Genomic DNA, 26,251 nt, shown 5'->3' with positions numbered 1-26,251 from the left:
AAACTACTCTACCAAAGGATAAAAGAATGAAAAGCTTTATCAGAAAAATTCTGCCCTATTGGCTATATAGAAAAATTACTCTATTTATTGGAACACATCTAACTCACTATGCAAAGATGACATACTCTCAAGAAGGGGAAGATATGATACTTCGCTCTTTTTTGCAGAAAAAGATAAATTCAAATTACCAAGGTTTTTATGTAGATATTGGAGCACACCATCCATTTCGCTACTCTAATACTTATTTTTTATACAAGAATGGTTGGAGAGGAATCAACATAGATGCAACACCTGGCAGCATGAGATCTTTTAACTTGTATCGCAAACGAGACATAAATTTGGAAGTGGGAATTACTACAGAAAAAAATCCAAATAAAACAACCAAAGACTTCTTTATCTTTCATGATTTTGCATTGAGCACTTTTGATGAGCAAATTGCACAAGAAAGAAAAAAGAATCATTCATTCTCTCATGTAGCTAAAATTAGAATAGAAAATATTAACAATATTTTTAAAAAATACATTCCAAAAGGACAAACTATTGATTTGCTTACATTAGATACAGAAGGCTTGGATTTAGAAATACTCCAAGATATTGATTGGGACTCTTTCGCACCACAAATTGTCTTGGTTGAAACATATTCTGATGACATTTTTAATGATCCCATATATAACTATATGCTTGAAAAAAATTATAAACTTTTTGCTAAAACAACACTGACCACCTTTTTTATCAAACAATAATTTCTCTTTGCAATATTTTCTTAAAAAAAATAGTTTTAAATTATTTTTTAAAAGTTCTATGTAAAAATATGTGTATTTTTAATTTTAAATATTTCAGACCAAACTTTTTTTAAAAACAAAATCATCCCATACACTGCACAAAATACAAGAATACTAGCAAAAAACCAATAAAAAAGGTATTATTACTCCATTAAATTGATAGGGACAAACTAATGTTTAATTTATGTGCGTTATTGAAGAATAGAGAATTGCATCCATATATACTATCTTGGATACAAGGTTTTTTAGCAAGAAGATTTTCTTTTATTAAAAAACCTTCGGCTCCATTTGAGCAACAAAAAATTAGCAATGATGAAATTATATATAATTTGATTATTTCGGCTTTAAAAAATAAAAAACCCTTAATGATGGGAAGGTATGGAGCGACAGAACACGACTTTATGAGAATGTTTCTTCTATACAAAAGTGGTATCACAGATCTCCTTTTTAATAGAGAGTGGAATAAGTTGTGCAACAATGCTGGATTCTTTATTGATCAATCTGAGGATAAAAAAAAAGCAGCAGAAAAATTTTATGAAATCATGATTCAAGCCACATCTAATTGTGATGTTTTTGGTACATGGAATGGATGGCATGACTTTGAAAAATATTTCATACAAAACTTTTGCAATGCAACTCCAATGATAGTAGGCTATAGCTTCTTTGGTCCAAACATTGATGCTGAAACACCTTTCTCATATGCCCTTAAAGATGCAACAGTCTTGGTTGTTCATCCTTTTGCACAAAGCATTCAATCACAATATAAAAACTATGATAAACTATTTATTAACAAGAAGGTTTTGCCTCGTTTTAATCTCAAGACTTTTCAAGCCGTTCAAACTGCTGGTGGAGAGATTGATAAACGATTTAAAAGTTGGTTTGAAGCATTGGACTGGATGAGTGAGGAAATTTCAAAAATTGACTTTGATATTGCCTTGATTGGATGTGGAGCATATGGCTTTCCTCTTGCCTCAAGAATCAAGAATATAGGCAAAATCGCCATCCATTGTGGAGGAACATTGCAACTGCTCTTTGGTATTAAGGGTAGAAGATGGGAGAAAGAACAACCCTCTGTTGGACAAATCTTATTTAATGAGCATTGGGTATATCCAAATCAAAATGAAAGAATTAAAAATGCCCAAAAAATTGAGGATGGATGTTATTGGTAAATATATGACAAAAACTATCGCAATTATCGGACTTGGATATGTGGGGCTTCCATTGGCTATTGAGTTTGGCAAAAAATATCCCACACTTGGATTTGATATCAACCCTACACGCATCAAAGAGCTAGAAGAGCATCACGATCGCACTCATCAAATCAGCTCTAGCGATTTTGCCAGCTCCACTCTTCTTAGCTTTCACTCCACACTTGATGCACTCAAAAATGCTCAAATCTACATCATCACCGTTCCCACGCCTCTAGATGAATACAAAAATCCTGATATTTCTTATCTCATCAATGCCTCCAAGATGATTGCCCCTCTCCTCTCCTCTCAAAATATCATCATCTATGAATCCACTACCTACCCTACCTGCACACTTCAAGATTGTGTGCCGATTTTGGAGCAATACTCCTCGCTCAAATTCAATACCGACTTTTTCGTGGGCTACTCCCCTGAGCGTATCAACCCTGGAGATCACACCCACAAACTCCCCCAAATCAAAAAAATCACAAGTGGAAGCACACCTGAGGTTGCCCAAGAGATTGACGCTCTCTACTCCTCTATCATCACAGCAGGCACTTACCTTGCCCCAAGCATTGAGATAGCAGAAATGGCAAAAGTGATAGAAAACGCCCAAAGGGATCTCAATATCGCTTTTGTCAATGAAATCGCCCTCATTTGCGATAAGCTAGGGATAGACACCCAAGAAGTGCTAAAAGCCTCATCAACCAAATGGAACTTCCTTCCCTTCAAACCTGGGCTTGTAGGAGGGCATTGCATCAGTATTGACCCCTACTATCTCACTCACAAAGCTCATCAACTAGGCTATCACCCACGCGTGATTTCAGCAGGAAGGCTAGTCAATGATGCGATGCCAAACTTTGTCGCCCAAAAGCTCATCAAACTCCTCATCGCCAAAGACATTAAGATTTTAGGGGCAAAGATTCTTGTCCTTGGAGTAACTTTCAAAGAAAACTGCAACGACACTCGCAACTCCAAAGTCTTTGAGGTAGTGAAGGAGTTGCAAGAATACGGGTGTGAAATCACATTGCTTGATCCTCTAGCTCTCCCTGAGGAAGTCGCCAAACTCACTTCCTCCCCACTCTACTCCTCTCTCTGCAATATCTCTGAGAGATTTGAGGGAGTGCTTTTGTGCGTAGCTCATCAAGAGTTTGAAGGCATTAACTTAACTCAGCACACCCACTCTCAAAGTGTCATCTATGATCTTAAAGGTGTGCTAAAATCCTCCGATGCAAAACTATAAATAAGGATTCCCAATGCTCTTCAACTCCTACATCTTCATCTTTGCCTTTCTCCCTATAATGCTTATAGGCTTTTATGTTTTGAAGAGATTGGGATACTTTAGAGCCTCTAAAGTGTTTTTAGTGTGTGGGAGTTTGTTTTTCTATGGATTTTGGAAACTCTCTTATCTTCCTATTTTGCTTCTCTCTATTATTGCTAATTATCTCTTAGCTACAAAGATTGCTTCTACTCCTACTGCTCTAGGGGGGGGGGGATATAGAAAGCTTTGGCTAATTGTTGGCATAATCTTCAATCTCTTATTGCTTGGAGGGTTTAAATACACTGATTTTCTTCTAACTAATCTCAATTCTCTCTTTTCTCTCTCACTTCCTCTTCCTCACATTCTTCTTCCTCTTGCACTCTCGTTTGTAACCTTTCAGCAGATTGCATTTTTGGTAGATACTTATAGAAGTGAAGAGATAAAAAGGATTGATTTTATTGATTATTCCCTTTTTATCACTTTCTTTCCTCAACTCATTGCTGGACCTATTGTCCATCACAAAGAGATGATGCCTCAGTTTGCTTCACTTCTAAGCAAAGGAAAGGAGCTAGTGGATTGGGAGAGATTTGCTAGAGGGTTGTTTATCTTTTCTATTGGATTATTTAAAAAAGTTGTTGTAGCTGATAACTTTGCAATCTATGCCAATAATGGATTTAATGCAGTGGAGAGTGGAGGGACTTTAAACTTCTTAGAATCTTGGCTTACTTCTCTCTCTTATACCTTTCAACTCTACTTTGATTTTAGTGGGTATTGTGATATGGCAATAGGGATTGCTCTATTTTTTGGAATCACTTTGCCAATCAATTTCAACTCTCCTTATAAAGCAAGTAATATCAAAGAGTTTTGGAAGAGATGGCATATGACTTTGGGGAGATTTCTTACTGAATATCTCTATATCCCTCTAGGAGGAAATAAGAGAGGATTTAGTAGAGAGCTAGTCAATGTCTTTATTGTCTTTACTTTGAGTGGAATATGGCATGGAGCTGGATGGGGGTTTATTATTTGGGGAGTATTACACGCAAGTGCAATGGTAGTTCAAAGAGTGTATCGCAATATTTTAAAGAGTGTGTTTGGGATAGAGGAGATTAGAAGCAAACTCTATACTGCAATGTGTTGGATTCTTGCTTTTAACTTCATCAATCTCTCTTGGGTGTTTTTTAGAAGTGAGAGTGTGAGTGGGGCTATGAGTATGCTAAAGAGTATGGTGGGGATGAATGGAATTGCTCTCCCCATCGCTCTTTTGGAGTGGTGTAAAAAAATAGGGTTTGATAACCTTTTCACTTTCTATCCCAATCCATTTTTTAATGTCAGTGGGATTTTTACGGACACTATTGCAATGCTTGTCTATTTTGCTTTTGCTATTCCAATAATTCTCTTTTGTAAAAATAGTAGGGAGCTGTCTATTTCCCCATCAAACAATCTGAGGGTTATCATAAGTTTTGTATTTTGGTATGCGTTGATACGCATTCATTTCTCTCCTCTTCAAGAATTTTTATATTTTAATTTCTAGGACACTTCTGATGAAAAATTTATTGTGGCAACTATTTTCTGGACTCATTCCTTTATCCATGCTTTTTTTGGCTCTATATATTTTTGACCCCTATCAGTTTTATCATAAACCCTATTTTAGAAACGACATTTTTGATTCGAATATGCATTATCAAAATGCGGGAATTATTAACAATTATGATTTTGACTCTATCATACTTGGAAGCTCTTTGATGGTTAATACTTCTTCAAATGAAGCAAGTCAAAAACTAGGAAACCATTGGGTTAATCTCTCCATAAGTGGAGGAGTAATTAATGAAAGATTGGATATTCTAAACTACGCAATGAGTAGAAAAGACATAAAAGATGTTATTTTTTCTATTGAGCCGGGATGGATATCCGACAATAAGAGAGAGAACAAATTTTTATATCTTTATGATGGTAATCCCTTTAATGATTTTAAAACATATTTAAATGAAAAATTTTTCTTCTGTTTGTTTATTCAAAAATCATGCATTAGAGGAAAACACAAACTTGATCGTCCTGCAAGTATTTTTGATTCTATAGCTTTTACAAGTCGTCTAGGTGGGATACAATCTTGGATAAAGAATTCTAATCATCCAGAAATCAATACAATTTTAAAGAAAATAGTGTCTTTTCAAAATACAACCCTTAAAACAAACAATCAAAAACTTTCAGAGTATTTGATTGACACCCTTCAAAAATATCAAAATACAAACTTTTATTTAGTCATTCCTCCAATTTCAAGACTTAGCAATAAGCTTGAATACGATCAAAATTTCTATCCGATTGTCAAAAAGATATTGTCATATCATCTAAAAAATATCAAAATTTATGGATTTGACAATACAAATATCCCTGATGATATTTCAAGATATGTGGATTTAGTCCATTACGATGAAAAAATTAATTCCTTTATGCTTGATGCCATAAAAAATGACACTCACAGAATCACTCTTGAAAATGTAGATAGCTACTTTGAAGAAATGAAAAAAAAGGTAGAAGCTTATGATATTGAGCCATTGAGGAAACAAATCATTGAAAGTGGGGTTTTATCTCATTAGTTTTTCACTTTTTGCTAGAATTTGGCTTTCACTCCAAAGGATTAAATATGAACAAACACTTCAAAAAAATCTCTAATTACGCAATGATTGGAGGGCTTAGCACACTAGCTATCCTAGCCCTCAATGGTTGTGATATCCAAAAGTCAAGCTCTGAGAATAATGTCTCTCAAGTCTTGCAAGATAGCAAGAAAAAGGGGGCATTTGTTATCCTAGAAGAGCAAAGTGATGGGAGCTACAAAGTGCTTGAGGAATATCCAAGCGACCAAACTCGAATCATTGTCAAAGACAAAAACGGCAATGAGCGTATTCTCTCCCAAGAAGAAGTTGATAAGCTCATCAAAGAAGAGGAGAAAAAGATCAACAATGGCACAAGTGAACTTACAAACCCCACAGGTGGAGGACTAGGACTTGGTGGAGCACTCCTAGCAAGTGCAGCAGGGGCGATTCTGGGGAGTTATATTGGCAACAAACTCTTCAACAACCCCACCTATCAGCAAAACCAAATGCGAAATTACAAATCCCCTCAAGCCTATGAGCGAAGCAAAAACAGCTTCTCCAACCCCTCTTCCACTTCAAGAGCCACAACCTCTAGCAGTGGAAAAAGTGGCTTCTTTGGAAGCAACTCAAACACACGCACTAGCACTTATGGAGGATAAAAATGCATATCATTGAAGGTAAAGCACTAGATAGCATCACATTAGAAAATCTTGGTTGCTCTTGGCACACAGATCCTGATGAAAGCTCATACATCAGCAATGAGATTATAGAAATCACTCAAGAAGAAGCCGATGCATTCTATGAGGCAGGAAATGAGCTTTATGATATGTATGTGGAGGCTGGGGAGTATGTGATAGAAAATAATCTATTTTTTGAGCTTGATATCCCTCCAAGCTTAATTGAGCCAATCAAGCAAAGCTTTGAACAAGAGGTGCATTGGCATATCTATGGGAGATTTGACTTTGCAGGTGGGCTTGATGGCACTCCTATCAAACTCCTTGAATTCAACGCCGATACCCCCACAATGCTCTATGAGAGTGCGATTATCCAATGGGCAGTTCTCAAAGCCAATGGAATGGATGAAAATCTCCAATTCAATAATATTTTTGAAGCTATTGGGGAGAATTTTCAAAGAATGATTACCCTAGGGGAAGATATCTCTAGGTTTTCAGAAATATATGAGGGGTGGAAGATTTTATTCTCCAGCATTAGGGGGAGCAATGAGGAAGAGAGAACAGTGCGATTTCTCCAAGATATTGCAAGCTCTTATGGGTTTGGCACAGAATTTTGCTATGTTGATGAGGCGATTCTAAATGGAAGTGAGGGGTTGTCTTATAATGGAAGTAATTATGAATTTTGGTTTAAGCTTGTGCCTTGGGAGGACATCGTCATAGAAGAGCCTGAAATGGCAGAGCTGATGAAAGAGATGATGAACAACAAAAATACAATCTTCCTCAATCCTGCCTATACTCTACTCTTCCAAAGCAAGAGAATGCTAAAAATCCTTTGGGATCTCTTCCCCAATCATCCTCTTTTGCTTGAAAGCTCCTTTGAGCCACTCACAGGCAAAAAGCAAGTGAGAAAAAGGGCATTTGGACGAGAGGGGGCAAATGTAGAAATCCTCTCCCCTACTCTTGAGCTACTAGAGGGAAAAGAAGGAATCTATGGCAACCACAAAGAGCTTTATCAAGAATACTACCCCCTCAACTCTTGTAATGGCAACTTTTATCAACCCAATGTGTTTTTTGCCTATGAGAGTTGTGGGCTAGGATTTCGCAAAGGTGGAGGGATCATTGATAACTATTCAAAATTTGTAAGTCATAGGATAAGGGGATAATTCCTATGCCCTCCATAAGGTGCGGATTAGCAGAGGCTTTAATAAAAATTTAAACTGATTAAGCACTCTTTTTGTCAATGAAACACTCCCTTGCTTGATCCCCAATCTCTCAATCAATACTTGAGCTCTTTGAATATACTCTTCTTCATTGACATAACCAATAGCACATTCACCAAGAAAAAAATAAGGAGGCTCAAAAAGGTGCAATAAACCCTTTTGCTGATAAAACAGATAGATGGATTCAAAAACATCAAGCAAATCATAGCTTCTAAACTTCTTGTGTCCTGCCATGATGCTGCCCTCTCTTTGGCGATAAAAGTATGCACTCCCACAATACATTGCAAACCTTTCACAAAAGGGTAAAAGCATATATAAAAATCCTTCATCTTCATGGATTTTTCCCTCTAAAAATCTCACTCCAACCCTCTCTATCAGCTCTCTAGAAAAAAGACATCTCCACACAGATCCACCAATAGCAATATTTTTGGAATCTGGGATTAAAATCTTGGGATCTTCTTTTGCTTTCAATCCTTTTAAATAACTTCCAAAATGTATAACCTGCTCATTACAAACAAAATCAACCTCACACTCTTGTGCCACTCTTACCATCTCTTCTATATAATTGCACTCAATATAATCATCACTATCAATAAAATAGATATATGTCCCTCTAGCTTCAGACATTCCTAGATTTCTAGCTCTTGACAAACCTCCATTTTTGACAAAAAAGAGCTCCACTCTCACATCATTCAGATACTCTCTTGCAATGCTTCCACTCTCATCTGTACTTCCATCATTAATCAAGATGATCTGAAGATTTTCGTAAGTCTGATTAAGCACAGAATCCAAGCACTCTCTCAAATAAGGTGCGACATTGTAGATGGGGATAATTACGCTAACCAATGGTTTCTTACTCATAATATAACTCCATTCATTTATTGAATAATCAATTTTCTTTATTTATTCTTAATTTAAATAAAGGGATTGATTTTCTTTATTTATATATAAAAAGTAAAATAAATATTTAATACTATGAAAAATAACAACAAAAATGGGTATTATTCTTAGAAATTGAATGGAAACAAATCATCTCAAACATCTTTATAAAATAGCAAAGCATAGAAAAATTGAACTCTTCCATACTATCTTTTTGGATAAAAAGTTAGAAAAGACTTTAGGATAAGAGGGGGCAAATGTAGAAATCCTCTCCCCTACTCTTGAGCTACTAGAGGGAAAAGAGGGAATCTATGGTAACCACAAAGAGCTTTATCAAGAATACTACCCCCTCAACTCTTGTAATGGCAACTTCTATCAGCCCAATGTGTTTTTTGCTTATGAGGGCTGTGGGCTAGGATTTCGCAAAGGTGGAGGGATCATTGATAACTATTCAAAATTTGTGAGTCATAGGATAAGGGGGTAAAACTACCTCCTAGCCCACACAAAAAATCTACTCATCAAAAAACCACAAAGCGTGTAGCTTGCCCCTGCAAGAATTTGTGAGAAATACACATCAATCTCCAAAACACGATAGCTTAGAAACAATACTGCAAGATTTATCAAATACGCAATACTCATAGACAAAATAAATCTTATCAACCCCTGTTTTTTATCTATCTTGTTTTGAGAGAAAGTAATGGCATTGTTAAGAAAAAAAGAAAAAATAATCCCAAAAAAATATCCCAAAAAATTTGATAGCTCAGGTAAAATTCCCAAAAATGTCAAGGCAAAAATAATGCCAAACCCAATGCAAGTATTCATCACCCCCACAAGACAATAGAGAAGCAGAGATTTCATTTAACTATGAATTTATCAACATCAAAATATCTAGCATAAACCAAATTGATCCAATTGGGTTCTTTATCTGGAGCACCCCAACCCTTTGAATAATAAGAGTAAAAAAATTCCTCAGGAACTACAACTTCTCTAATCCCTCTGCTTTTTTGCTCTTCAACCATTTTGACAACCTTGTGCCAGTTGTATCCAACATAAGCCCAATTACAAAAACAAGCAACTACACTTACAACCAAAAGGCCACCCAAAAACTTTTCCAAAAAATTCTTATATCTCACAAAATGATAAATATCCCTAAACATCAAAACAATCAAAGTAGCCAAAATCAAACCATCACCCAAATGGGCTCTATGTGCAATATCTCCACGCAACTGAAACAATGTCAATGCAATCAACATCCATATCAAAAACAGCAGTAAAAATAAAAAATATTTTCTCTCATGTCTTGCAAGTATCCACATCAAATAACAAACCAATCCACAAACAATAAAACCACTCACATGTCTTGCTACAACTAGCGACAAAACAATGAAGCCGACAAATGCAATACAACGCCAAAAACTTATCTTGATTCTCATTTTATAGACAAAAAAAGCAATAAAACAGCAATAAAAAATAGCAAAACCACGCTTTATAAAATTTGTCATAACTTCATTAAAAAGCATTATTTTCTCCAAAAAATTCATAGAAAAAAATACTTTAAATGGGACAAAACCATTATCTGCAGCAATAGCCGCAGCTCTTTTTGCACTACCTGGAGAAAAAAATAAAATCAGCCATCCTCCCAAAAAGCAAATAGAACCTATGTGATACCACATTGGCAACTGAACCTTTTTATAATAAGCATAAAAATAAGTAAAAATCAAAACAAAGCTTAATGTAGCTCCAATATGCTCACTTGACCACCCTGCAAAGACCGATATTGGTATAAGACAAAAATATACAAACACACTTCCTTCCCTAACATAATCCCCCAAAACACCTCCCCAAAACAATCGATAAGGGATCAAAAATAATATTATTAACCCTATCCCCCACAAATAATTCAAACTTCCTGCACCCCAAAGAAAAATATCAGCAAAATGCATATTTACTATCATTAAACAAATCAAAGCAAAAGTAAGGAAATCAAGCCTGTTTTTAGGTAGTCTTGCGAAAACTACAAAGAAGAAAGCAAAAATAAAAATACTTCCAACTAGAGAATTTATAATATCAAACCAAATGGTGTGATTAATTGAAGCAAGACAGCCTGTATAAAAAATCTCTCCAATTCTTCCATTCCAAGCAAAATAGGAATAAAAGAATCCCTGATTGGAATTTGCAGTAATTTGATGAATCACATCATCGCTTTGAGGAGGAAAGACAATATTAAAAGCAAAAAGCACAAAAAAGAGAGCGAAGAACAAAATCACATTTTTATTTTTCATTTTTATTCCTTTTCAAAAAATAATGTGGACGATTTTTGACTTGTTCATAAATCCTTGCGATATATTCTCCAATAACCCCCAAAACAAGTAGTTGCAATCCTCCAAAAAAAGTAATAATGCATACCAAAGAAGGATATCCCTTCACTTCGTTGCCATAAATAAGCGTATCAATTGCAATGTATCCCCCATAACAAATTGAAAGAAAACTTGCTAAAAATCCCAAAATAAAAGCAAGTCGCAATGGTGCGGTAGAAAAACTCACAAATCCTTCAATTGCATATTTAAAAAGCTTCCAAAAATTCCAACTACTTTGCCCCTCTTGACGTGGAATATATTCATACTCTAAGCACTTCTTTTCAAATCCTATCCACTCAAACATAGCCTTAGAAAAACGATGATATTCTTGCATTTGCAAAAGTGCTTCAAGAGCATCGTAGGATAAAATTCGATAATCTCTTGATCCGTTTGGAATACTTACCTCACTGAAGAAATTTGAAATTTGATAAAACATATTGCCACACAACGAACGAAAAAAACTTTCCCCCGATCGATTGGTTCGTCGTGCATACACAATATCATTTCCTCCAAAAAAGGATTGATACATCAAATGAATAAAAGCTATGGGATCTTGCAAATCTGCATCAATTAAGATCGTTGCACCCCCCCCCCCATAGAGTCCAAAACACTTTTTGATTCTTGCAAACCTGCCAAGATTGCAGATTCTTTACCAAAATTTCTTGAAAAATCAAGTATCCTTACATTATAATCTCTTGCCTTAAGCATGTGCATAATCTCCAATGTGTTATCACTGCTTCCATCATTGACAAAAATGAAAGAATAAGTAATGCTTGAATTGATTTTTTCTTTGATTTCCACAATCTCTCTCAAGGCTTCTTGATAAAATCTTTCTAAACTTTTTTCTTCATTGTAGCAAGGCACGACAATATTAAGATGATTTTTTGCTAGATTATTCACTTCTTCCTCCTCCCAAATTGCTATTTTCCACCACAATCCTCCTATCACATCTCTCCACAGTGCTTAGTCTATGAGCAATGACAAGCAAGGTTTTGTCTTTGCTAAGCTCATAAATCTCTTCCATAATCTTCTCCTCTGTTTCATTATCCAATGCACTTGTCGCTTCATCAAGCACTAGGATTTCAGGATTATCATAGATTGCTCTTGCTATCCCTATCCTTTGCTTCTGTCCTCCACTAAGCTTAATCCCACCATCTCCTACTCTTGTATGGATTCCCTCATGCTCTTCTAGGAAGTCATAAATTTTGGCAATTTTACAGGCTTGAATGATTTTTTGCTCATCATAGACTGAACCAAAGGCGACATTTTCTGCTACATCTCCATCAAAGAGATAAATACTTTGAGGAATATAGCCTATCTTTTTTCTCCAATCCTTGATATTCTCTTGAGTAAGCAATACATTATCGACTAATATCTTGCCTGAACTAGGTTGATAAAATCCTGTGATGATATCTACAAGTGTACTTTTCCCTGCTCCACTTGCTCCAACAAAGGCTATCTTTTCACCCTTTTTTATCTGCAAATTAAAGTTTTGTATGACAGGCTTATCTTGAATATAGGAGAAGCAAATATTTTGCAAGATGATTTCTCTATCAAATTTTATCTTCTCATCTCCTTCTTCTTGTGGGAAGTTTTTAAGCTCATCATAGACGATTTCAAGGGATTTACTCATTGATTTCATTCCATTAAAATAATTCAAGATTTTATTCACTGAGGGCAATACCTTATAAAGTGCCAATGCATACATTGACATGATAGGCAATACTGCACTTGCATCCTCATAACGATAGAGGATATAAGCCACACAAGAGATAAGGATAGCAAATCCAAAAGTCTCAAGCAAGTTTCTAGGAAGCTCAATCAAAGTTTGAGTAGTTACCTCAATCTTTGCTCGATTATAGCCTTTATCCAAAAAATCTTGCTCTAGCTGAGAGTTTGCATCTTTGATTTTGATGATTTTAAAATTTCCAAAACTATTAGAGAGCAGTCCCAAAAATCCCCCCTCAATCTTCACCCTCTCCTCTCCCTTCTTTTTGATGATTTTAGATACAGTTTGGGTGATCAAAAAAACTTTAAAAGAGAGAATACAAGTCAAAACAATAGTCATCTTCCAACTCACAATAAGCAAAATTGAGTAAAGAAAGCCTATTGTAAAAAGCTCAGAATAAAGAAGTAAAAAGTTTCGGATATAGTTTGATGCATTCAATGCATCTCCTGTGATACCTCGCCTCAAAATGTCAGAATTTTTGTTGGTGAAATCCAAAAAACTTGATTTCAAAATCTTTTGAAACATTCTAAAGGCTAGATTGTGATATTTTCTATAGGCAAAAAGATTGATAGAATAGCTATAAAATGTATTGTAAAACAATCTAAAGAGATAAAACACAATCAAAGCACCACTAAAGACAAACATAAAGGTTTGCGTACTAGAAAAATCAAAAAAGTTAAAAATTGCCGATCCATAGCGATTTTCCAAAAGCATTGAGGGGTTTGAAGCAAAGGTGATAAAAGGCATAATGATTCCCACCCCAATCGTCTCTATGATAGAGCTAAAAATCGTCATACCTAGCAAGACAAGGAGAGAAATCTTATCCTTTCTAGTTGTCAAAAACCTTAGTTTATAAAAATCGCTTACTTCCCTCATCTCTATACCCCATACCTCGCCCTCTTGCTTCTTAGCACATCTTCACTCATTCCAAGCATAGCACTAGCCCTCACACTATCTCCCTCACACTCTTTAAGCACTTCGACTATCAGTTCTTTTTCTAAATTTTCCATTTTATTCTCTTTTTTGCCAAAGATGACTTCATTTCTCACACCCAAGCACAAATCCTCCTCCTCTATCCTCTCCCCCTCACTCAAAATCGTAGCCCTCTCAATCACAGAGAGAAGCTCTCGGATATTTCCTGGCCAAGGATATTCTAGCAATGCCTTCTTTGCCCCCTCACTCAAAGCCTTTTTCTCAAATCCATAACTCTCACACACTCTCTCTAGCTTCCACTCACTCAAAGCAATAATCTCTTCCCTCCTCTCTCTAAGGCTAGGAATCTCTATGGGAATAGTGTTAAGCCTAAAAAACAAATCCTCTCTAAACTGATGATTTTTGATCTTTTGCTCGATATTGGCATTGGTTGCTGAAATCACTCTCACATCGATTTTGATAGGCTTTGCACTCCCAAGCCTTACAATCTCCCTCTCTTGCAAGGCTCTCAATAGCTTTGCTTGAAGTCCCATAGGCATATCTCCTATCTCATCAAGAAATATGCTCCCCCCATTTGCCTCCTCAAATAATCCCATTTTTGTGCTGCTTGCATCAGTGAAAGCCCCTTTTTCATAACCAAAAAGCTCAGATTCTAGCAAATGCTCAGGGATTGCAGCCATATTGATAGCCACAAATGGCTTAGAGGAGCGATTGGAGTTTTGGTGGATATAGTTTGCAAACACCTCTTTTCCTACCCCACTCTCCCCCAAAAGCAACACACTTGCATCTGTGGGGGCGACTTTGAGGGCTTTGCTTTGTGCTACTTGCAATGCAGGAGAGAGGGCGACAAATCCGCTTTGTTTCTCACTTGTTGCACTGCTTTTCTTAGAGGCTTTATGGCTAACCTCTTTGACTTTTTGACTTCGCTTGATTGCTCCGATAAGATCTTCTATCTCAAATGGTTTAGTCAAGAAATCTTTAGCCCCCAATCTCAAGGCTTTGATTGCGTTATTCACTGAAGCATTAGCTGTGATGACAACAGCTTCATATTTCCCCCCTAGAAGTGAGAGAAACTCTAGTCCGTCCATTTGAGGCATATTGATATCGGTTACAACTAGATCAAAACTCTCATCAAGTTTTTTGAGTGCGTCCTTTGGCCCTTTGAATAACTCCACCTCAAACTCAGGATAGTCTTTGAGTGAGATTTCTAATGCCTTTCTTAGATTGATATCATCTTCAACGACTGCGACTTTCACTTCTTTTTCTCCTCTAAGATTCCAAGATTAACCACCCCATTTTCATATTTTGCAATCACTCTTTTGGGAGGGATTGAAAAAATTGTCCTACTTTTGGCTTGCAAATCCTTGCTTGTAACTTCATCATAAATCTTCACTCCACTTGAATACAAACAATCAAGCACCAATTCCCTTTGAGTTTTTAACACCTTTTTGATAAAACTTGCCTCATCTTCTACCCCTTCATAATCCCTAGGAATAATGTTGCAAATCTTAAAAAGCTGATAATCCCCATCTTTTATCCCCCTAATCCCTTTGCTATCAATCACTTCAGAAACCTTGTAGTCCTCTCCTACCAAAATATCATCTTGCATTTTTGCTTTGTATGAGATGATAAACTCCATTTCACTGCCCCACAGCCAAAGGCTTAGGGCAAAGATCAAACTACTCTTCTTCATCCTCTAGCAAATCTTCTTGTTTTTCTTCTTTGGGGCATCGACTTGCATAAGCCACCTTTTCTCCTGCAACATTGACGATTTTTACCCCACTTGTATTTCGCCCTGCTTCACGGATTGCTTGAGTATCTACCCTAATCATCTTGCCACTGCTTGTAAGCACCATCAAATCCATATTCTCATCATTGACATTCACTACACTCACTAGCTTTCCAGTCTTAGGTGTGAGCTTCATTGCAATCACTCCCTTTCCTGCTCTGCTTTGGAGTCGATACTCTCCTGCGATAGTTTGCTTACCGATTCCTAGCTCACTCACAGTCAGAAGTTTATCTTGATCACTTCCAATAGTTACAGCACCGATGACATAGTCTTCATTGGCTTTAAATTTGATTCCTGTAACCCCTCGTGAAACCCTTCCTATCTCTCGCACATCGTTAATATCAAACCTAATACACATTCCTTGATATGTGGCGATAAAGAGTTGTTGAACCTCACTATCTACGATTTTTGCTGTAACTAGCTCATCATCTTCATCAAGGTTAATCGCCCTGACCCCTACACTTCGGATATTGCTATACTCACTAAGATTTGTTCTCTTTACAATTCCATTCTTTGTAAAGAATACAAGGGATTTATCCTCATTGAAATCTGTTGTGGTAATGGTTGCCATAATTTTCTCATTTTGCTGAATTGCAATGAGATTAACCACTGCTTTTCCAATCGCTGTTCTTCCAGCCTCAGGGATTTTATAAACCTTGAGCCAATAGAGTTGCCCACGATTTGTTACAAACATAATCGTATCGTGAGTATTGGCTACAAAGAAACTCTCGATAAAGTCATCATCGTGAGTATTTCCACTAATTTTGCCTTTGCCTCCACGATTTTGCTTCTCATAAACTTTGAGTGGCACACGCTTGACATACCCTCTATGGCTCATTGTAACCACTACTTGCTCATTGGGAATCAAATCTTCAATATCAATAGCATCATAATCATCTTCAAGCTCTGTCTTTCTAGGAGAGCTGAATTTTTCTTTGACTTCTAGCAATTCTTCTTTGATGATTTCATTGAGTTTTGCTTCACTTCTAAGGATAGAGTTGAGGTATTCAATCTGAGCTAAAAGCTCGGCATATTCTTGCTCAATCTTATCTCTCTCAAGCCCTGTAAGGCGTTGCAATCTCATCTCTAGGATTGCTTTGCTTTGAAGCTCAGATAGTCCAAATCGCCCCATCAAAGCATTTTTTGCCTCTTCACTATCTTTGCTTGCTCTAATGATTTTAATCACTTCATCAATATGATCTAGTGCGATTTTCAAGCCTTCCAAGATATGAGCTCTTGCTTTGGCTTTCTCTAGCTCAAAAATTGTCCTTCTGATGACAATAGTTTTGCGATGAGAGATGAAGAGTTTGAGAAGTTCAATGAGTGTGAAAATCTTTGGCTCTTTATTGTTGATTGCTAGGAGAATGATTCCAAAAGTTGTCTCCATTGCTGTGGATTTGTAGAGGTGATTTAGCACAATCTCACTCATCGCATCACGCTTAAGCTCAATTACCACTCTTATCCCCTCTCTATCACTCTCATCTCTTACTTCTGAAATCCCCTCAATCACCTTTTCTTTGGCAAGTTCGGAGATTTGCTCCACAAGTCGTGCTTTATTGACTTGATAGGGCACTTCATCAATCACAATCACTTCTTTTGTCTTGGTGCTTTCAGTATGCACTTTGGCTCTAACCTTGATTCTTCCTCTTCCTGTGCGATAAGCCTCAATAATGCCCTGCTTACCAAAGATGATCCCACCTGTGGGGAAATCAGGCCCTTTGACAAACTCCATAAGCTCCTCTAACTCAGCATCTTTATTATCAACAAGATAAACAAGTGCATCAACAATCTCATCGATTCGATGGGGTGGGATAGAAGTTGCCATACCTACTGCAATCCCACTTGATCCATTGATAAGAAGATTGGGAATACGACTAGGAAGCACATCAGGCTCTTTGAGTGTGTCATCATAGTTTGGCACGAAATCCACAGTATCCTTATCAATATCACGCAAAATCTCTTCACTTGCTTGAGTCATTCTAGCCTCTGTATAACGCATAGCCGCTGCGTTATCGCCATCAATTGATCCAAAGTTTCCTTGCCCATCGACAAGTTCAAGTCGCATAGAAAAGTCTTGAGCCATACGCACAAGGGCATCATACACTGCTGTATCGCCGTGTGGGTGATACTTTCCTATCACATCTCCTACAATCCTAGCACTCTTTTTATATGCCACTCTAGAAGTTACTCCAAGCTCGTGCATTGCATAGAGGATTCGGCGATGAACGGGTTTGAGTCCATCTTTTGCATCAGGCAACGCCCTTCCGACAATAACACTCATTGAATAATCAAGATAACTCTCTTTAATCGAATCATCAATACAAATATCCACAACTTCACTATGATCAAGCAAATTTTCTGACATTTCCTTCCTTACTCCAAAATGTAGGTATAGTTTTGTTTTTGATATTTTATGCAAAAACTTTGATTTTTGGAAGTTTATTTTCAATAATTGTTATAGAATTGCATTTTTAATCTTTATCTTTAAGTTATATTTTAGTAAAACTTAGCTTTTAAGAAAAAGAGGATTTCAAATAGGAGTAGTTAAGAATTAAATGGGAAAGGATATGCTAAAAAAGATTTTGAAGCAACAAAATCACCCTAGCCTTGCGACTAAAGTGGGTTTAGAAAATCTTAAGCTAGAAGACTTTATTATCGTAGATGTGCGAACTCCACAACTCTATTTCACTACTCCACATATCACAAACTCTTGTAATATTCACGATATTGAGGAGCTTGTAGAGTTTTGCACTCAAAACTCAAAAGAAAAAATTTTGCTTGTATGCAATGGTGGATTAGAGAGTGCAAGATATGGAACTCTTCTTGTAGAAAAAGGAATGTCAAATATCTTCTATCTTGATGAATACTTACAAATAATTGAAGATTATTTTCCACTTACCTATCCCCAAAAGGAGGAAAAATGAAAAAAATCGCTCTAGCAATCTGCCTTTGCTCATCTCTTTTTGCTACAAATTTGAGCTTTGAGAATGCTTGGCAACTTGTACTAAACAACAACCACGCTCTCAAAGCAGGAAATATCGCCGTGCAAAAGGCTGAAAAACTCAATGATGCAAACACAATGCTCTATCTTCCCAAAATTGATTTGAGTGCTAGTTATATGTATCTAGGAGATCCTGTAAGTCTTGATAGCAAAGAGCTTGTCAAAGATTTAGCCCAAGAGATTTCAACCCCTGCACTTCAAGGCATTGTCAATAATCTTGCTGATCGCCTCACCCCTCTTAATCTCAGCAACCAAAATGTCGTTATGGCTTCAGTAAAAATCCTCTATCCTCTCTATGCAGGTGGGGCGATAAAGGCAGTCAATGAGCTAGGCAAACTTGCACTCAAGGATTCTAAAGAAGCTTTGAGGCTCAAAACCCTCTCTACTTTTGAGAAACTTGCAGGGATTTATTATGGAGTGGTTTTAAATCAAGAAATGCTAAAAACTCTCCAAGAAGTAGAAAATGGACACAAACTCCACTTAGAGAATGCCAAAAAGCTCCAACAAGCAGGACAGATTGCCAAAATCGAAGTCCTCTCAGCCCAAGTGGCTTACAATCGCTCCAAAAACGACACACTCAAAGCCAAAGATTCTCTAGAAGTAGCCCAACTTGCTCTACAAACCATTCTCTCTGATGATAAACTTGATTACAAACCTAGCTCAAAACTCATCATCAAATCCAATTCCAAAGCCCCCTCACTCAAAATCTTGCTTGACAAAACCCTTAGCTCTTATCCAATGCTCAATCAAGTCAAGCTCAAAGAAGAACAAGCCAAAGAAGCTCTAAAACTTGCACGCTCTAGCTTTATCCCTCATTTTGCACTTTTTGGAAGCTACACCTATCATCGCCACGATTCCATTCTAGGAAGCTCGATGCCTAGCTGGTATGTGGGTGTAGGAATGACAATGCCCTTGCTTGATAACACAGGCTCTTATCAAAAATTTCAAGCAAGTAAAATCGCTCAACTTGAAGTTTCTCAAATCAAAGCCCAAGCCATCAAAGACATTTCTTTGCTAGTGGAGAAAACCTACAAAGAAGCTCTTCAGGCAAAAGAATTTTATTTTGTGCTAAATTCCTCAATCGCTTTGGCAGAAGAGAATCTCAAACTCCAAGAACAAGCCTTTAAGCAAGGAATGGGGACAAGCACAAGTGTGGTAGATGCAAGAAATTTGCTCTCCAAAGCCAAGATTGAGCAACAAAGCGTGGCTTATAAATATATCCTCTCAATTGCCAAACTTATGGCACTCAGTGATCAAATCCAAACTTTCAGTCAATACCAATAAGGAGAAAAAATGAAAAAAATCATTCAAATCATTATCCTACTCATCGGAGTAGCCTCAATCACAGCGTGGCTTTCGCTCAGCTTTTATAAAGCCTACCAACCCCAACCCAAAGTCTTGCAAGGACAGATTTCAGCACGAGAATATAATGTATCTAGCAAGATTGCAGGGCGAATTGCAGAGGTGTTTGTGCATAAAGGAGATATGGTCAAAAAAGGCGATCTTATCTACACCATTCACTCTCCTGAACTTGAAGCCAAACTAGAGCAAGCCAAAGCAGGATATGAAGCAGCTAAAGCCATCAATGCAGAAACTCAAAAAGGTGCAAGAGAACAGCAAATCATCTCAGCCCAAGATTTATGGTTAGGAGCAAAGACAATGAGAGAATTGGCTGAGAAAACCTACAAAAGAGTGGAGAGCCTTTATAAAAGTGGTGTGGTGAGTTTGCAAAAAAGAGATGAGGCTTATGCTTCTTTTGAGGGAGCTAAACTCAAAGAAAACACAGCTTATCAGCAATACCAACTCGCCCTTGAGGGAGCAAGTAAAGAAACCAAAAAAGCCGTAGAAGAGAAAGAAAGGGCAGCAGCAGGAACGGTGGCAGAGGTAGAGGCTTATGCCAAAGACACTCAAGCTCTAGCTCCTGCAGATGGAGAGGTAAGCAATATTTTGCTTCATAGCGGAGAGCTTGCTCCTAGTGGATTCCCTGTGGTGCTTTTGGCAGATATGAATGATGCGTATTTACGCCTAAATATCACAGAAGACAAGCTCAAAGATTTCCAAAAAGGCTCGACTTTCCAAGGCTATATCCCCTCACTTGACATCACAACAACCTTTCAAGTTACCTTTGTATCGGTTATGGGAGATTTTGCCACTTGGAAAAGCAATTCTGATAAAAAAGGCTATGATATTAGAACTTTTGAAATCAACGCCAAGCCCACAACACCCATCAAAGATCTAAGAATTGGAATGAGTGTGCTTATCTATGAGAAAAACTCTCAACCCTCACAAGCCAAGCAAGAGGTCAAAACATCATCATGGTAAAAGAGATTGAGAGAGATTTTCTCTCTTTGCTAAAAAGTCCTTTTTCACTTTTTACTCTTCTTCTCCCTGCCCCATTGATTGCGATTTTGCTCTACTTTACCTTTGGGAATGGGACATTGCAAAAAATGCCAATTGGCATCATCAATCAAGATCAAACCCTCACCTCTCAAGACATTATCTTCTCTCTCAATGCCTCTCCTGCATTGCAAATTGTTGATGAATATGGAAGCTTGGAGGAGGCAAAAGAGGATTTAAGAAATGCCAAAATTTTTGCTCTCATTGTGCTTCCTTATGGACTTCAAAGCAACTCCAAAAAAGGCATTCCCACCACAATCCCACTCTACTACAATGCCCAATTTCTACTAGTGGCTAAAACTTTGCAATCTAAGATTATGCAAATTATTGCTACAAGCAATGTCAAGCTCAAAATGGCTAAAAATCTAGTTGAGAGTAAAACTTTTATTGGAGCTTTAAGCAAGTCTGCTCCTATAATGCAACAAATCACAGCACTTTATAATCCTGATAGTAGCTACTCTCAATTCCTCCTCACTGCCGTCTTCCCCTGCTCTTTGGTTATCCTAGTTTGTGCCTCATTGCTCAATGCACTTCTAAGAGATCCAAGAAGTGCAATGGAGCAAAAGGTGGAGATAAAAGAAATGCTAAGCGTTTTGGGTGCAAAAGTGCTAAATAATACGATTTTTTATCTCATTTGGTGGGCGTTGATGATGCTCTTTTTTACTTATATTATGGATTTACCAATGCGTGGGGAGTGGTGGATTCTCTTTCTTGGAGCTTTGATTCTTATCCTCTCTTATAATGCAATCACACTCTTTATCTTCTCTATCGCCAAAGAAAGCACAAGGGCAATCAGTTTTATTAGTGTATATTCTGCTCCTAGCTTTGCCTTTGCAGGAATCACATTTCCTACAAATAGTATGAATACCTTTGCACTCTTTTGGAGCAGTCTTTTGCCTGTAAGCTATTATCTCAAACTCTATATCCAACAAGCCAACTATGGAGGAAGTGCCTCTTTGGGGCTTGAGATTTGTTTCTCTATGCTTCCCTTCTTTCTCTTTGGACTTGTGGGGATAGTGATTTATACTCTAAGGAGTTGCAAATGATATTTTTTAGCACACTCAAAAGCGAGGCTTTAAGACTACTCAAAAATGTTTCTGTGCTTACAGTGTGTATCCTTGGACCTCTAGCTTATTTCCTGCTCTATCCCACACCTTATGAAAACGATGTGGTTCGCTCTCAAAAGATTGCAATCATTGATGAGGACAATACAGAGCTTTCAAGAAGCCTAGCTTTCTTTGCCAACTCAAGCTCAGAGGTGCAAGTGAGGGGATATGCCACCTCTCTTAAAAATGCTCAAGATTTGCTAGAGAGAGGGGAGATTTTTGGAATCCTCTATATCCCCAAAGGCTTTGAGAGAGACTCATTTTTGCAATCTAGCCCTACTCTCTCTTTCCTTGCTAACTCCTCATACTTTCTCATCTATGGCTCAATTGTCAATGGACTCTATCAAGCCACCCAAGAGCTAAACCCACAAATCAAGATAAAACAGCAGATTCTCTATGGAGATTACGCACTCAAAGGAAGCAATCACGCACTGCAAAAAGATTTGCTCACCCTCAAATCCTCCCCACTCTTTAACTCTTCACTTGGCTATATCAACTACGCCCTAGCAGCAGTATTTGTCGTGATTTTGCATCAAATGCTAGTGGTAGGAATGGGAATCTTTGGGGCTTCATATACCTACACCCCCACCTCCCCTGCCCTCTCGCTTCTATTTGCAAGAATGATTTTGTTTGCTTGTATTTGTATTCCACTCTTTGCTTTTTATTTTGGGTTTGGGTTTTCTTATTATGGGATTCATCATCACGCCAAGATTTCAGACTTTTGGCTCTTCTCTCTTGGCTTCATCTTCTCTATCCTCTCCTTTGGGAACTTTATTGGCACACTTGTAAGCAAACCCTATCAAGCCACGGTTTTAGTCCTACTCTCTTCTCTTCCTCTTATTTTCTTGCTAGGATTTATTTGGCCACTAGAAAATATCCCCTCTCCTATTCAAACCTTGGTGCAATTTATTCCTATCTTTCATGGCGTAAATGCACTTTTGAGGCTGAACGAAATGGGGGCAGATTTTCAATCAATCTTTCATTATTTCAAAAATCTTCTCTCTCTAGGAGTGCTTTATCTTCTCCTCTCTTATCTTGTCATCATACTTCGCACTTGGGATAAAAAAGATTTTTTATCTTTTTGTAAAAAATTCACTATCCAAAAACTACAAAACAAACAAAACTAAGATGAAAATGAGTTTTTATCTTTGATAATCATTGTTTGTTTTGTGAAATAATCCCCACTTCAAAACTTTCAGCACTCCAAAGGTAAGATAATGAATTTTTTTCAAAAAATTTTTAACCTCTACTATGAGGGGTTTAGAAATATGCAACTTGGCAAGACATTATGGAAAATCATTATCTTAAAGCTTATTGTCCTCTATGGAGTGCTGAAACTTTTTGTCTTTGATGAAAACTTCAAAACTCTTTATCCTCACAAAGAGCAAAGAAGTGAATTTGTCTTAAAAAATCTCACAAAGGAAGCCAATGGATCTATCAAGCGTTGATTTCTCAAGGGCTCAGTTTGCCCTCACAGCCCTTTATCATTTTCTTTTTGTTCCCCTCACTTTGGGGCTATCTTTTATCATTGCGATTATGGAGAGTATCTATCTCAAGACTAAAAATCCTCAATGGAAGTCTATCACTCAATTTTGGATTAAACTCTTTGGAATCAACTTTGCCATAGGGGTAGCTACGGGAATTATTATGGAGTTTGAGTTTGGCACAAATTGGGCGAATTATTCGTGGTTTGTGGGTGATATTTTTGGAGCACCACTAGCCATTGAAGGACTAATGGCATTTTTCTTAGAAGCCACATTTTTTGCAGTAATGTTCTTTGGCTGGGATAAAGTCTCTCCACGATTTCACCTCCTCTCCACTTGGCTTGTAGCCATTGGTAGCAATCTGAGTGCGTTTTGGATTTTGGTGGCAAATGCGTGGATGCAATACCCCACAGGCACGACTTTCAACCCTGATTCTATCCGCAATGAGATGACAAACTTTTTTGATGTGGCCTTCTCTTCAGTGGCTTTGCCAAAATTTTTGCATACCATTAGCAGTGCTTATATTGCTAGTTCAGTCTTTGTCATCGGTATCTCAGCTTATTTTTTACTCAAAAATCGCCACTTCTCTTCAGCCAAAAAAAGCCTAGTAGTGGGAGCAAGTTTTGGAATCCTTGCTACATTGATGACAACCTTTAGTGGAGATGAGAGTGCCTATCAAGTAACCCAACACCAACCAATGAAACTTGCTGTAATGGAAGGGCTTTACAAAGGAGAGCAAAGTGCAGGGATAGTCGCACTAGGAATCCTCAATCCTCACAAACAAATCGGAGATGAAGAGAAGCCATTTTTGGCTAGTTTTCAAATCCCCTATGCCCTCTCTTTGCTAGGACAACGCTCACTGAACGGCTTTGTAGCAGGGATAGATGATCTCATCTATGGTAACCCCAAGCATTCAATCCCCCCAATGAGTGAGAGAATCAGCAGTGGGAAAATCGCTATCAATGCCCTCTCAGACTACACCCAAGCCAAAAAAGACAATGACACTACAAAAATGCAAAGCTCCCTCTCACTCCTTCAAAGCCATATCAAAGACTTTGGCTATGGCTATTTTGAAAACCCCAAAGACTTAGTGCCAAATGTGCCTTTAGTCTTTTATAGTTTTCATCTAATGGTTTGGATTGGTGCGTGGCTTTTTGCCCTAATCCTTGTAGTGCTTTACCTCTCTATGGCAAACAAGATTGAGCGATTTAGGAAGATTCTGTGGGCGTGTGTGTGGAGTATCCCTCTAGGATTTATCGCTATTGAGGCTGGGTGGATTGTCGCTGAAGTGGGAAGACAACCTTGGGCGATTCAAGACTTGCTCCCCACCCATATTGCAGCTACAAATCTCTCTAGTATCAATATCAAAATCTCTTTTTTCCTTTTCGCATTCCTTTTCACTGCCCTCTTAATCGCGGAAGTGAAGATTATGCTCACTCAGATTAAAAAAGGATTTGAAGGAGAAGCAAGATGAGTTTAGTGGCTTTGCAGATTTATTGGTGGATAGTGGCAAGTGTGTTGCTTGGGGCGTTGGCGTGTTTGTTTTTTGTGCAGGGAGGGCAAATGCTTCTCTACACCCTAGGCAAGAGTGAAGAGGAAAAGAGTTTGATTATCAACTCTTTGGGAAGGAAATGGGAGCTGACTTTTACGACTTTGGTTGTCTTTGGTGGAGTGATGTTTGCAGCTTTTCCACTCTTTTATGCCACTAGCTTTGGAGGGGCGTATTGGGTGTGGCTTGCGATATTGTTTTGCTTCATTATCCAAGCAGTGAGTTATGAGTATCGCAAAAAGCCTGATAATTTCTTGGGGCAAAAAACCTATGAAATCTTTTTGCTTATCAATGGCTATGTGGGGATTTTCTTGCTTGGAGTGGCACTCAGCACATTTTTCTCAGGGGCAAACTTCACTCTCTCCTCTTATAACTTCGTGCAATGGAGCAACCCCCTAAGAGGGCTTGAAGCTCTAGGCAATCCTTATAACTATCTTTTAGGATTTGCTCTAGTTTTCCTCTCCAAAACTCTAGGAGCTAGCTATCTACTCAGCAATCTCTCCTCCCCTACTCTAGCTTTGAGGGCTAAAAGGGCGATTATCTTCAATGGGATTGCATTTTTGATAAGCTTTATTCTCTTTGTGCTATGGGTATCTTGCAAGGACGCTTTCCTCCTCATCAATGGCGTAGCGACTATCAAACCCTTGGGCTATCTTAGCCTCTTTCTCTCTCACCCCCTCTTTCTATCCTTACTTTTGCTTGGGGCAGTGATTTTACTGATAGGAATCTATCTTGGAGGTGTGAGGGGGAACGATAAAAGCGTGTTTTGGCAGTTTGGGGGAGTATTTTTGGCTGTCTTTGCCCTCTTTGGCAATCTTGGGATAAATGGCGGGATTTTCTATCCTTCAGTTGATAATCTCTCTCAATCTCTTACAATCTTTAATGCCTCTTCAAGCCACTACACCCTAAAAACAATGGCTTATGTCTCTATCCTCATCCCTATTGTGATTTTTTATATCTCTTATGTGTGGAGAAAAATGGATAGCAAAAAGCTTGATAGCCAAGAGCTAGAAAATCAAAGTGAGAAATACTAAGGAGAAAAAGATGTATATGTTAGTAATTTGGGTTGTGATGATTTATCTCTCTTATCGCTTCGCACTGCTCAATATCAAGCAGATTGAGGAAAATGAGGGGAAATAATTCCCCTTTGATTGAAAAACAAAATAGATTCTCTAATTTTTTTACTTTATTTTTCATAAAATCCAATTCTCAATTATTTTTCACTCTTTGCTTCTTAGATTTTGATACCCTGAAACTCTTGTAGCACTTCACACTAGGTGCTTTCTCCCCAACTCTTTTCTCTAGCTCTCCC

The 26,251-nt window shown here is 37.7% G+C and carries 24 protein-coding genes and 1 pseudogene; 16 read left to right on the top strand and 9 right to left on the bottom strand.

From position 1 onward, the window contains the following. Positions 1-26 precede the first annotated feature (26 nt). From CQA58_RS00550 to CQA58_RS00520, 7 genes are all read left to right on the top strand, one after another. Positions 27-743, top strand: coding sequence for an FkbM family methyltransferase (locus tag CQA58_RS00550; RefSeq protein ID WP_115568757.1), 717 nt, complete (start codon positions 27-29; stop codon positions 741-743). Between the two features lie 212 nt (positions 744-955). Next, complete coding sequence (locus CQA58_RS00545) at positions 956-1,951, top strand: GT-D fold domain-containing protein (RefSeq protein ID WP_147288585.1); 996 nt, start codon at positions 956-958, stop codon at positions 1,949-1,951. Positions 1,952-1,955: 4 nt separating this feature from the next. Then, positions 1,956-3,212: a nucleotide sugar dehydrogenase gene (locus CQA58_RS00540; RefSeq protein ID WP_115568887.1), complete on the top strand. Its 1,257-nt coding sequence runs from the start codon at positions 1,956-1,958 to the stop codon at positions 3,210-3,212. Positions 3,213-3,225: 13 nt separating this feature from the next. Next, a complete protein-coding gene (locus CQA58_RS00535) occupies positions 3,226-4,761 on the top strand; it encodes an MBOAT family O-acyltransferase (protein ID WP_115568755.1) in 1,536 nt (511 codons plus the stop codon). A gap of 10 nt (positions 4,762-4,771) precedes the next feature. Next, the gene (locus tag CQA58_RS00530; protein ID WP_115568754.1) at positions 4,772-5,824 is read left to right on the top strand and encodes a hypothetical protein; all 1,053 of its coding nucleotides are present in this window, start codon (positions 4,772-4,774) and stop codon (positions 5,822-5,824) included. 47 nt (positions 5,825-5,871) lie between these two features. Continuing rightward, entirely contained in the window at positions 5,872-6,480 is a 609-nt protein-coding gene (locus CQA58_RS00525; RefSeq protein WP_115568753.1) for a UPF0323 family lipoprotein, read from the top strand. Positions 6,481-6,482: 2 nt separating this feature from the next. Further along, the gene (locus CQA58_RS00520) at positions 6,483-7,658 is read left to right on the top strand and encodes a glutathionylspermidine synthase family protein (RefSeq protein ID WP_115568752.1); all 1,176 of its coding nucleotides are present in this window, start codon (positions 6,483-6,485) and stop codon (positions 7,656-7,658) included. 3 nt (positions 7,659-7,661) lie between these two features. On the opposite strand, the gene CQA58_RS00515 is transcribed toward CQA58_RS00520, so the two are convergent. Then, positions 7,662-8,576: a glycosyltransferase family 2 protein gene (locus CQA58_RS00515; protein ID WP_115568751.1), complete on the bottom strand. Its 915-nt coding sequence runs from the start codon at positions 8,574-8,576 to the stop codon at positions 7,662-7,664. A 265-nt stretch (positions 8,577-8,841) separates the two neighbouring features. On the opposite strand from CQA58_RS00515, the pseudogene CQA58_RS00510 reads away from it, so the two are divergent. Next, positions 8,842-9,078, top strand: a pseudogene (locus tag CQA58_RS00510) (glutathionylspermidine synthase family protein); the annotation flags it as partial. Between the two features lie 2 nt (positions 9,079-9,080). On the opposite strand, the gene CQA58_RS00505 reads toward CQA58_RS00510, so the two are convergent. The 8 genes from CQA58_RS00505 to gyrA form a co-directional block, all read right to left on the bottom strand. Continuing rightward, on the bottom strand, positions 9,081-9,452 hold the full coding sequence (locus CQA58_RS00505) for a GtrA family protein (protein ID WP_115568750.1): 372 nt from the start codon (positions 9,450-9,452) through the stop codon (positions 9,081-9,083). Further along, on the bottom strand, positions 9,449-10,876 hold the full coding sequence (locus CQA58_RS00500; protein WP_115568749.1) for a DUF6056 family protein: 1,428 nt from the start codon (positions 10,874-10,876) through the stop codon (positions 9,449-9,451). Before CQA58_RS00500 ends, CQA58_RS00505 begins: the two co-directional genes overlap by 4 nt. Continuing rightward, entirely contained in the window at positions 10,866-11,447 is a 582-nt protein-coding gene (locus CQA58_RS00495; RefSeq protein ID WP_147288584.1) for a glycosyltransferase, read from the bottom strand. Before CQA58_RS00495 ends, CQA58_RS00500 begins: the two co-directional genes overlap by 11 nt. Positions 11,448-11,521: 74 nt before the next feature. Beyond that, the gene (locus CQA58_RS00490) at positions 11,522-11,851 is read right to left on the bottom strand and encodes a glycosyltransferase (protein ID WP_170126703.1); all 330 of its coding nucleotides are present in this window, start codon (positions 11,849-11,851) and stop codon (positions 11,522-11,524) included. Beyond that, positions 11,844-13,556, bottom strand: coding sequence for an ABC transporter ATP-binding protein/permease (locus CQA58_RS00485; RefSeq protein ID WP_115568746.1), 1,713 nt, complete (start codon positions 13,554-13,556; stop codon positions 11,844-11,846). Before CQA58_RS00485 ends, CQA58_RS00490 begins: the two co-directional genes overlap by 8 nt. Positions 13,557-13,558: 2 nt before the next feature. Then, entirely contained in the window at positions 13,559-14,869 is a 1,311-nt protein-coding gene (locus CQA58_RS00480) for a sigma-54-dependent transcriptional regulator (protein WP_115568745.1), read from the bottom strand. After that, positions 14,866-15,306 carry a hypothetical protein gene (locus CQA58_RS00475; protein ID WP_115568744.1) on the bottom strand — a complete coding sequence of 147 codons (441 nt, stop codon included), beginning with the start codon at positions 15,304-15,306 and terminating at the stop codon, positions 14,866-14,868. The genes CQA58_RS00480 and CQA58_RS00475 overlap by 4 nt, the downstream gene beginning before the upstream one ends. Then, complete coding sequence (gene gyrA / locus CQA58_RS00470; protein WP_115568743.1) at positions 15,293-17,767, bottom strand: DNA topoisomerase (ATP-hydrolyzing) subunit A; 2,475 nt, start codon at positions 17,765-17,767, stop codon at positions 15,293-15,295. The genes CQA58_RS00475 and gyrA overlap by 14 nt, the downstream gene beginning before the upstream one ends. 202 nt (positions 17,768-17,969) lie before the next feature. Here gyrA and CQA58_RS00465 point away from each other — a divergent pair, with 202 nt between their 5' ends. The 8 genes from CQA58_RS00465 (at position 17,970) to cydB (ending at position 25,973) form a co-directional block, all read left to right on the top strand. Then, positions 17,970-18,326 (top strand): rhodanese-like domain-containing protein, encoded by a 357-nt coding sequence (locus tag CQA58_RS00465; protein WP_170126702.1) that lies wholly within the window; start codon positions 17,970-17,972, stop codon positions 18,324-18,326. Then, on the top strand, positions 18,323-19,687 hold the full coding sequence (locus CQA58_RS00460) for a TolC family protein (RefSeq protein WP_115568741.1): 1,365 nt from the start codon (positions 18,323-18,325) through the stop codon (positions 19,685-19,687). The genes CQA58_RS00465 and CQA58_RS00460 overlap by 4 nt, the downstream gene beginning before the upstream one ends. Positions 19,688-19,696: 9 nt before the next feature. Further along, on the top strand, positions 19,697-20,725 hold the full coding sequence (locus CQA58_RS00455) for an HlyD family secretion protein (RefSeq protein WP_115568740.1): 1,029 nt from the start codon (positions 19,697-19,699) through the stop codon (positions 20,723-20,725). Then, positions 20,719-21,846 (top strand): ABC transporter permease, encoded by a 1,128-nt coding sequence (locus tag CQA58_RS00450; RefSeq protein WP_115568739.1) that lies wholly within the window; start codon positions 20,719-20,721, stop codon positions 21,844-21,846. The genes CQA58_RS00455 and CQA58_RS00450 overlap by 7 nt, the downstream gene beginning before the upstream one ends. Next, the gene (locus tag CQA58_RS00445; protein WP_115568738.1) at positions 21,843-23,033 is read left to right on the top strand and encodes an ABC transporter permease; all 1,191 of its coding nucleotides are present in this window, start codon (positions 21,843-21,845) and stop codon (positions 23,031-23,033) included. Before CQA58_RS00450 ends, CQA58_RS00445 begins: the two co-directional genes overlap by 4 nt. Positions 23,034-23,123: 90 nt before the next feature. Continuing rightward, positions 23,124-23,354 carry a DUF4492 domain-containing protein gene (locus CQA58_RS00440; RefSeq protein WP_115568737.1) on the top strand — a complete coding sequence of 77 codons (231 nt, stop codon included), beginning with the start codon at positions 23,124-23,126 and terminating at the stop codon, positions 23,352-23,354. After that, a complete protein-coding gene (locus CQA58_RS00435) occupies positions 23,335-24,864 on the top strand; it encodes a cytochrome ubiquinol oxidase subunit I (protein WP_115568736.1) in 1,530 nt (509 codons plus the stop codon). Before CQA58_RS00440 ends, CQA58_RS00435 begins: the two co-directional genes overlap by 20 nt. Beyond that, entirely contained in the window at positions 24,861-25,973 is a 1,113-nt protein-coding gene (gene cydB / locus CQA58_RS00430) for a cytochrome d ubiquinol oxidase subunit II (RefSeq protein ID WP_115568735.1), read from the top strand. The genes CQA58_RS00435 and cydB overlap by 4 nt, the downstream gene beginning before the upstream one ends. Positions 25,974-26,251 lie beyond the last annotated feature (278 nt).

This window comes from Helicobacter brantae, from assembly GCF_003364205.1.
Classification (GTDB): Bacteria; Campylobacterota; Campylobacteria; order Campylobacterales; family Helicobacteraceae; genus Helicobacter_G; species Helicobacter_G brantae.
This window is presented reverse-complemented; position numbering and strand designations above follow the sequence as displayed.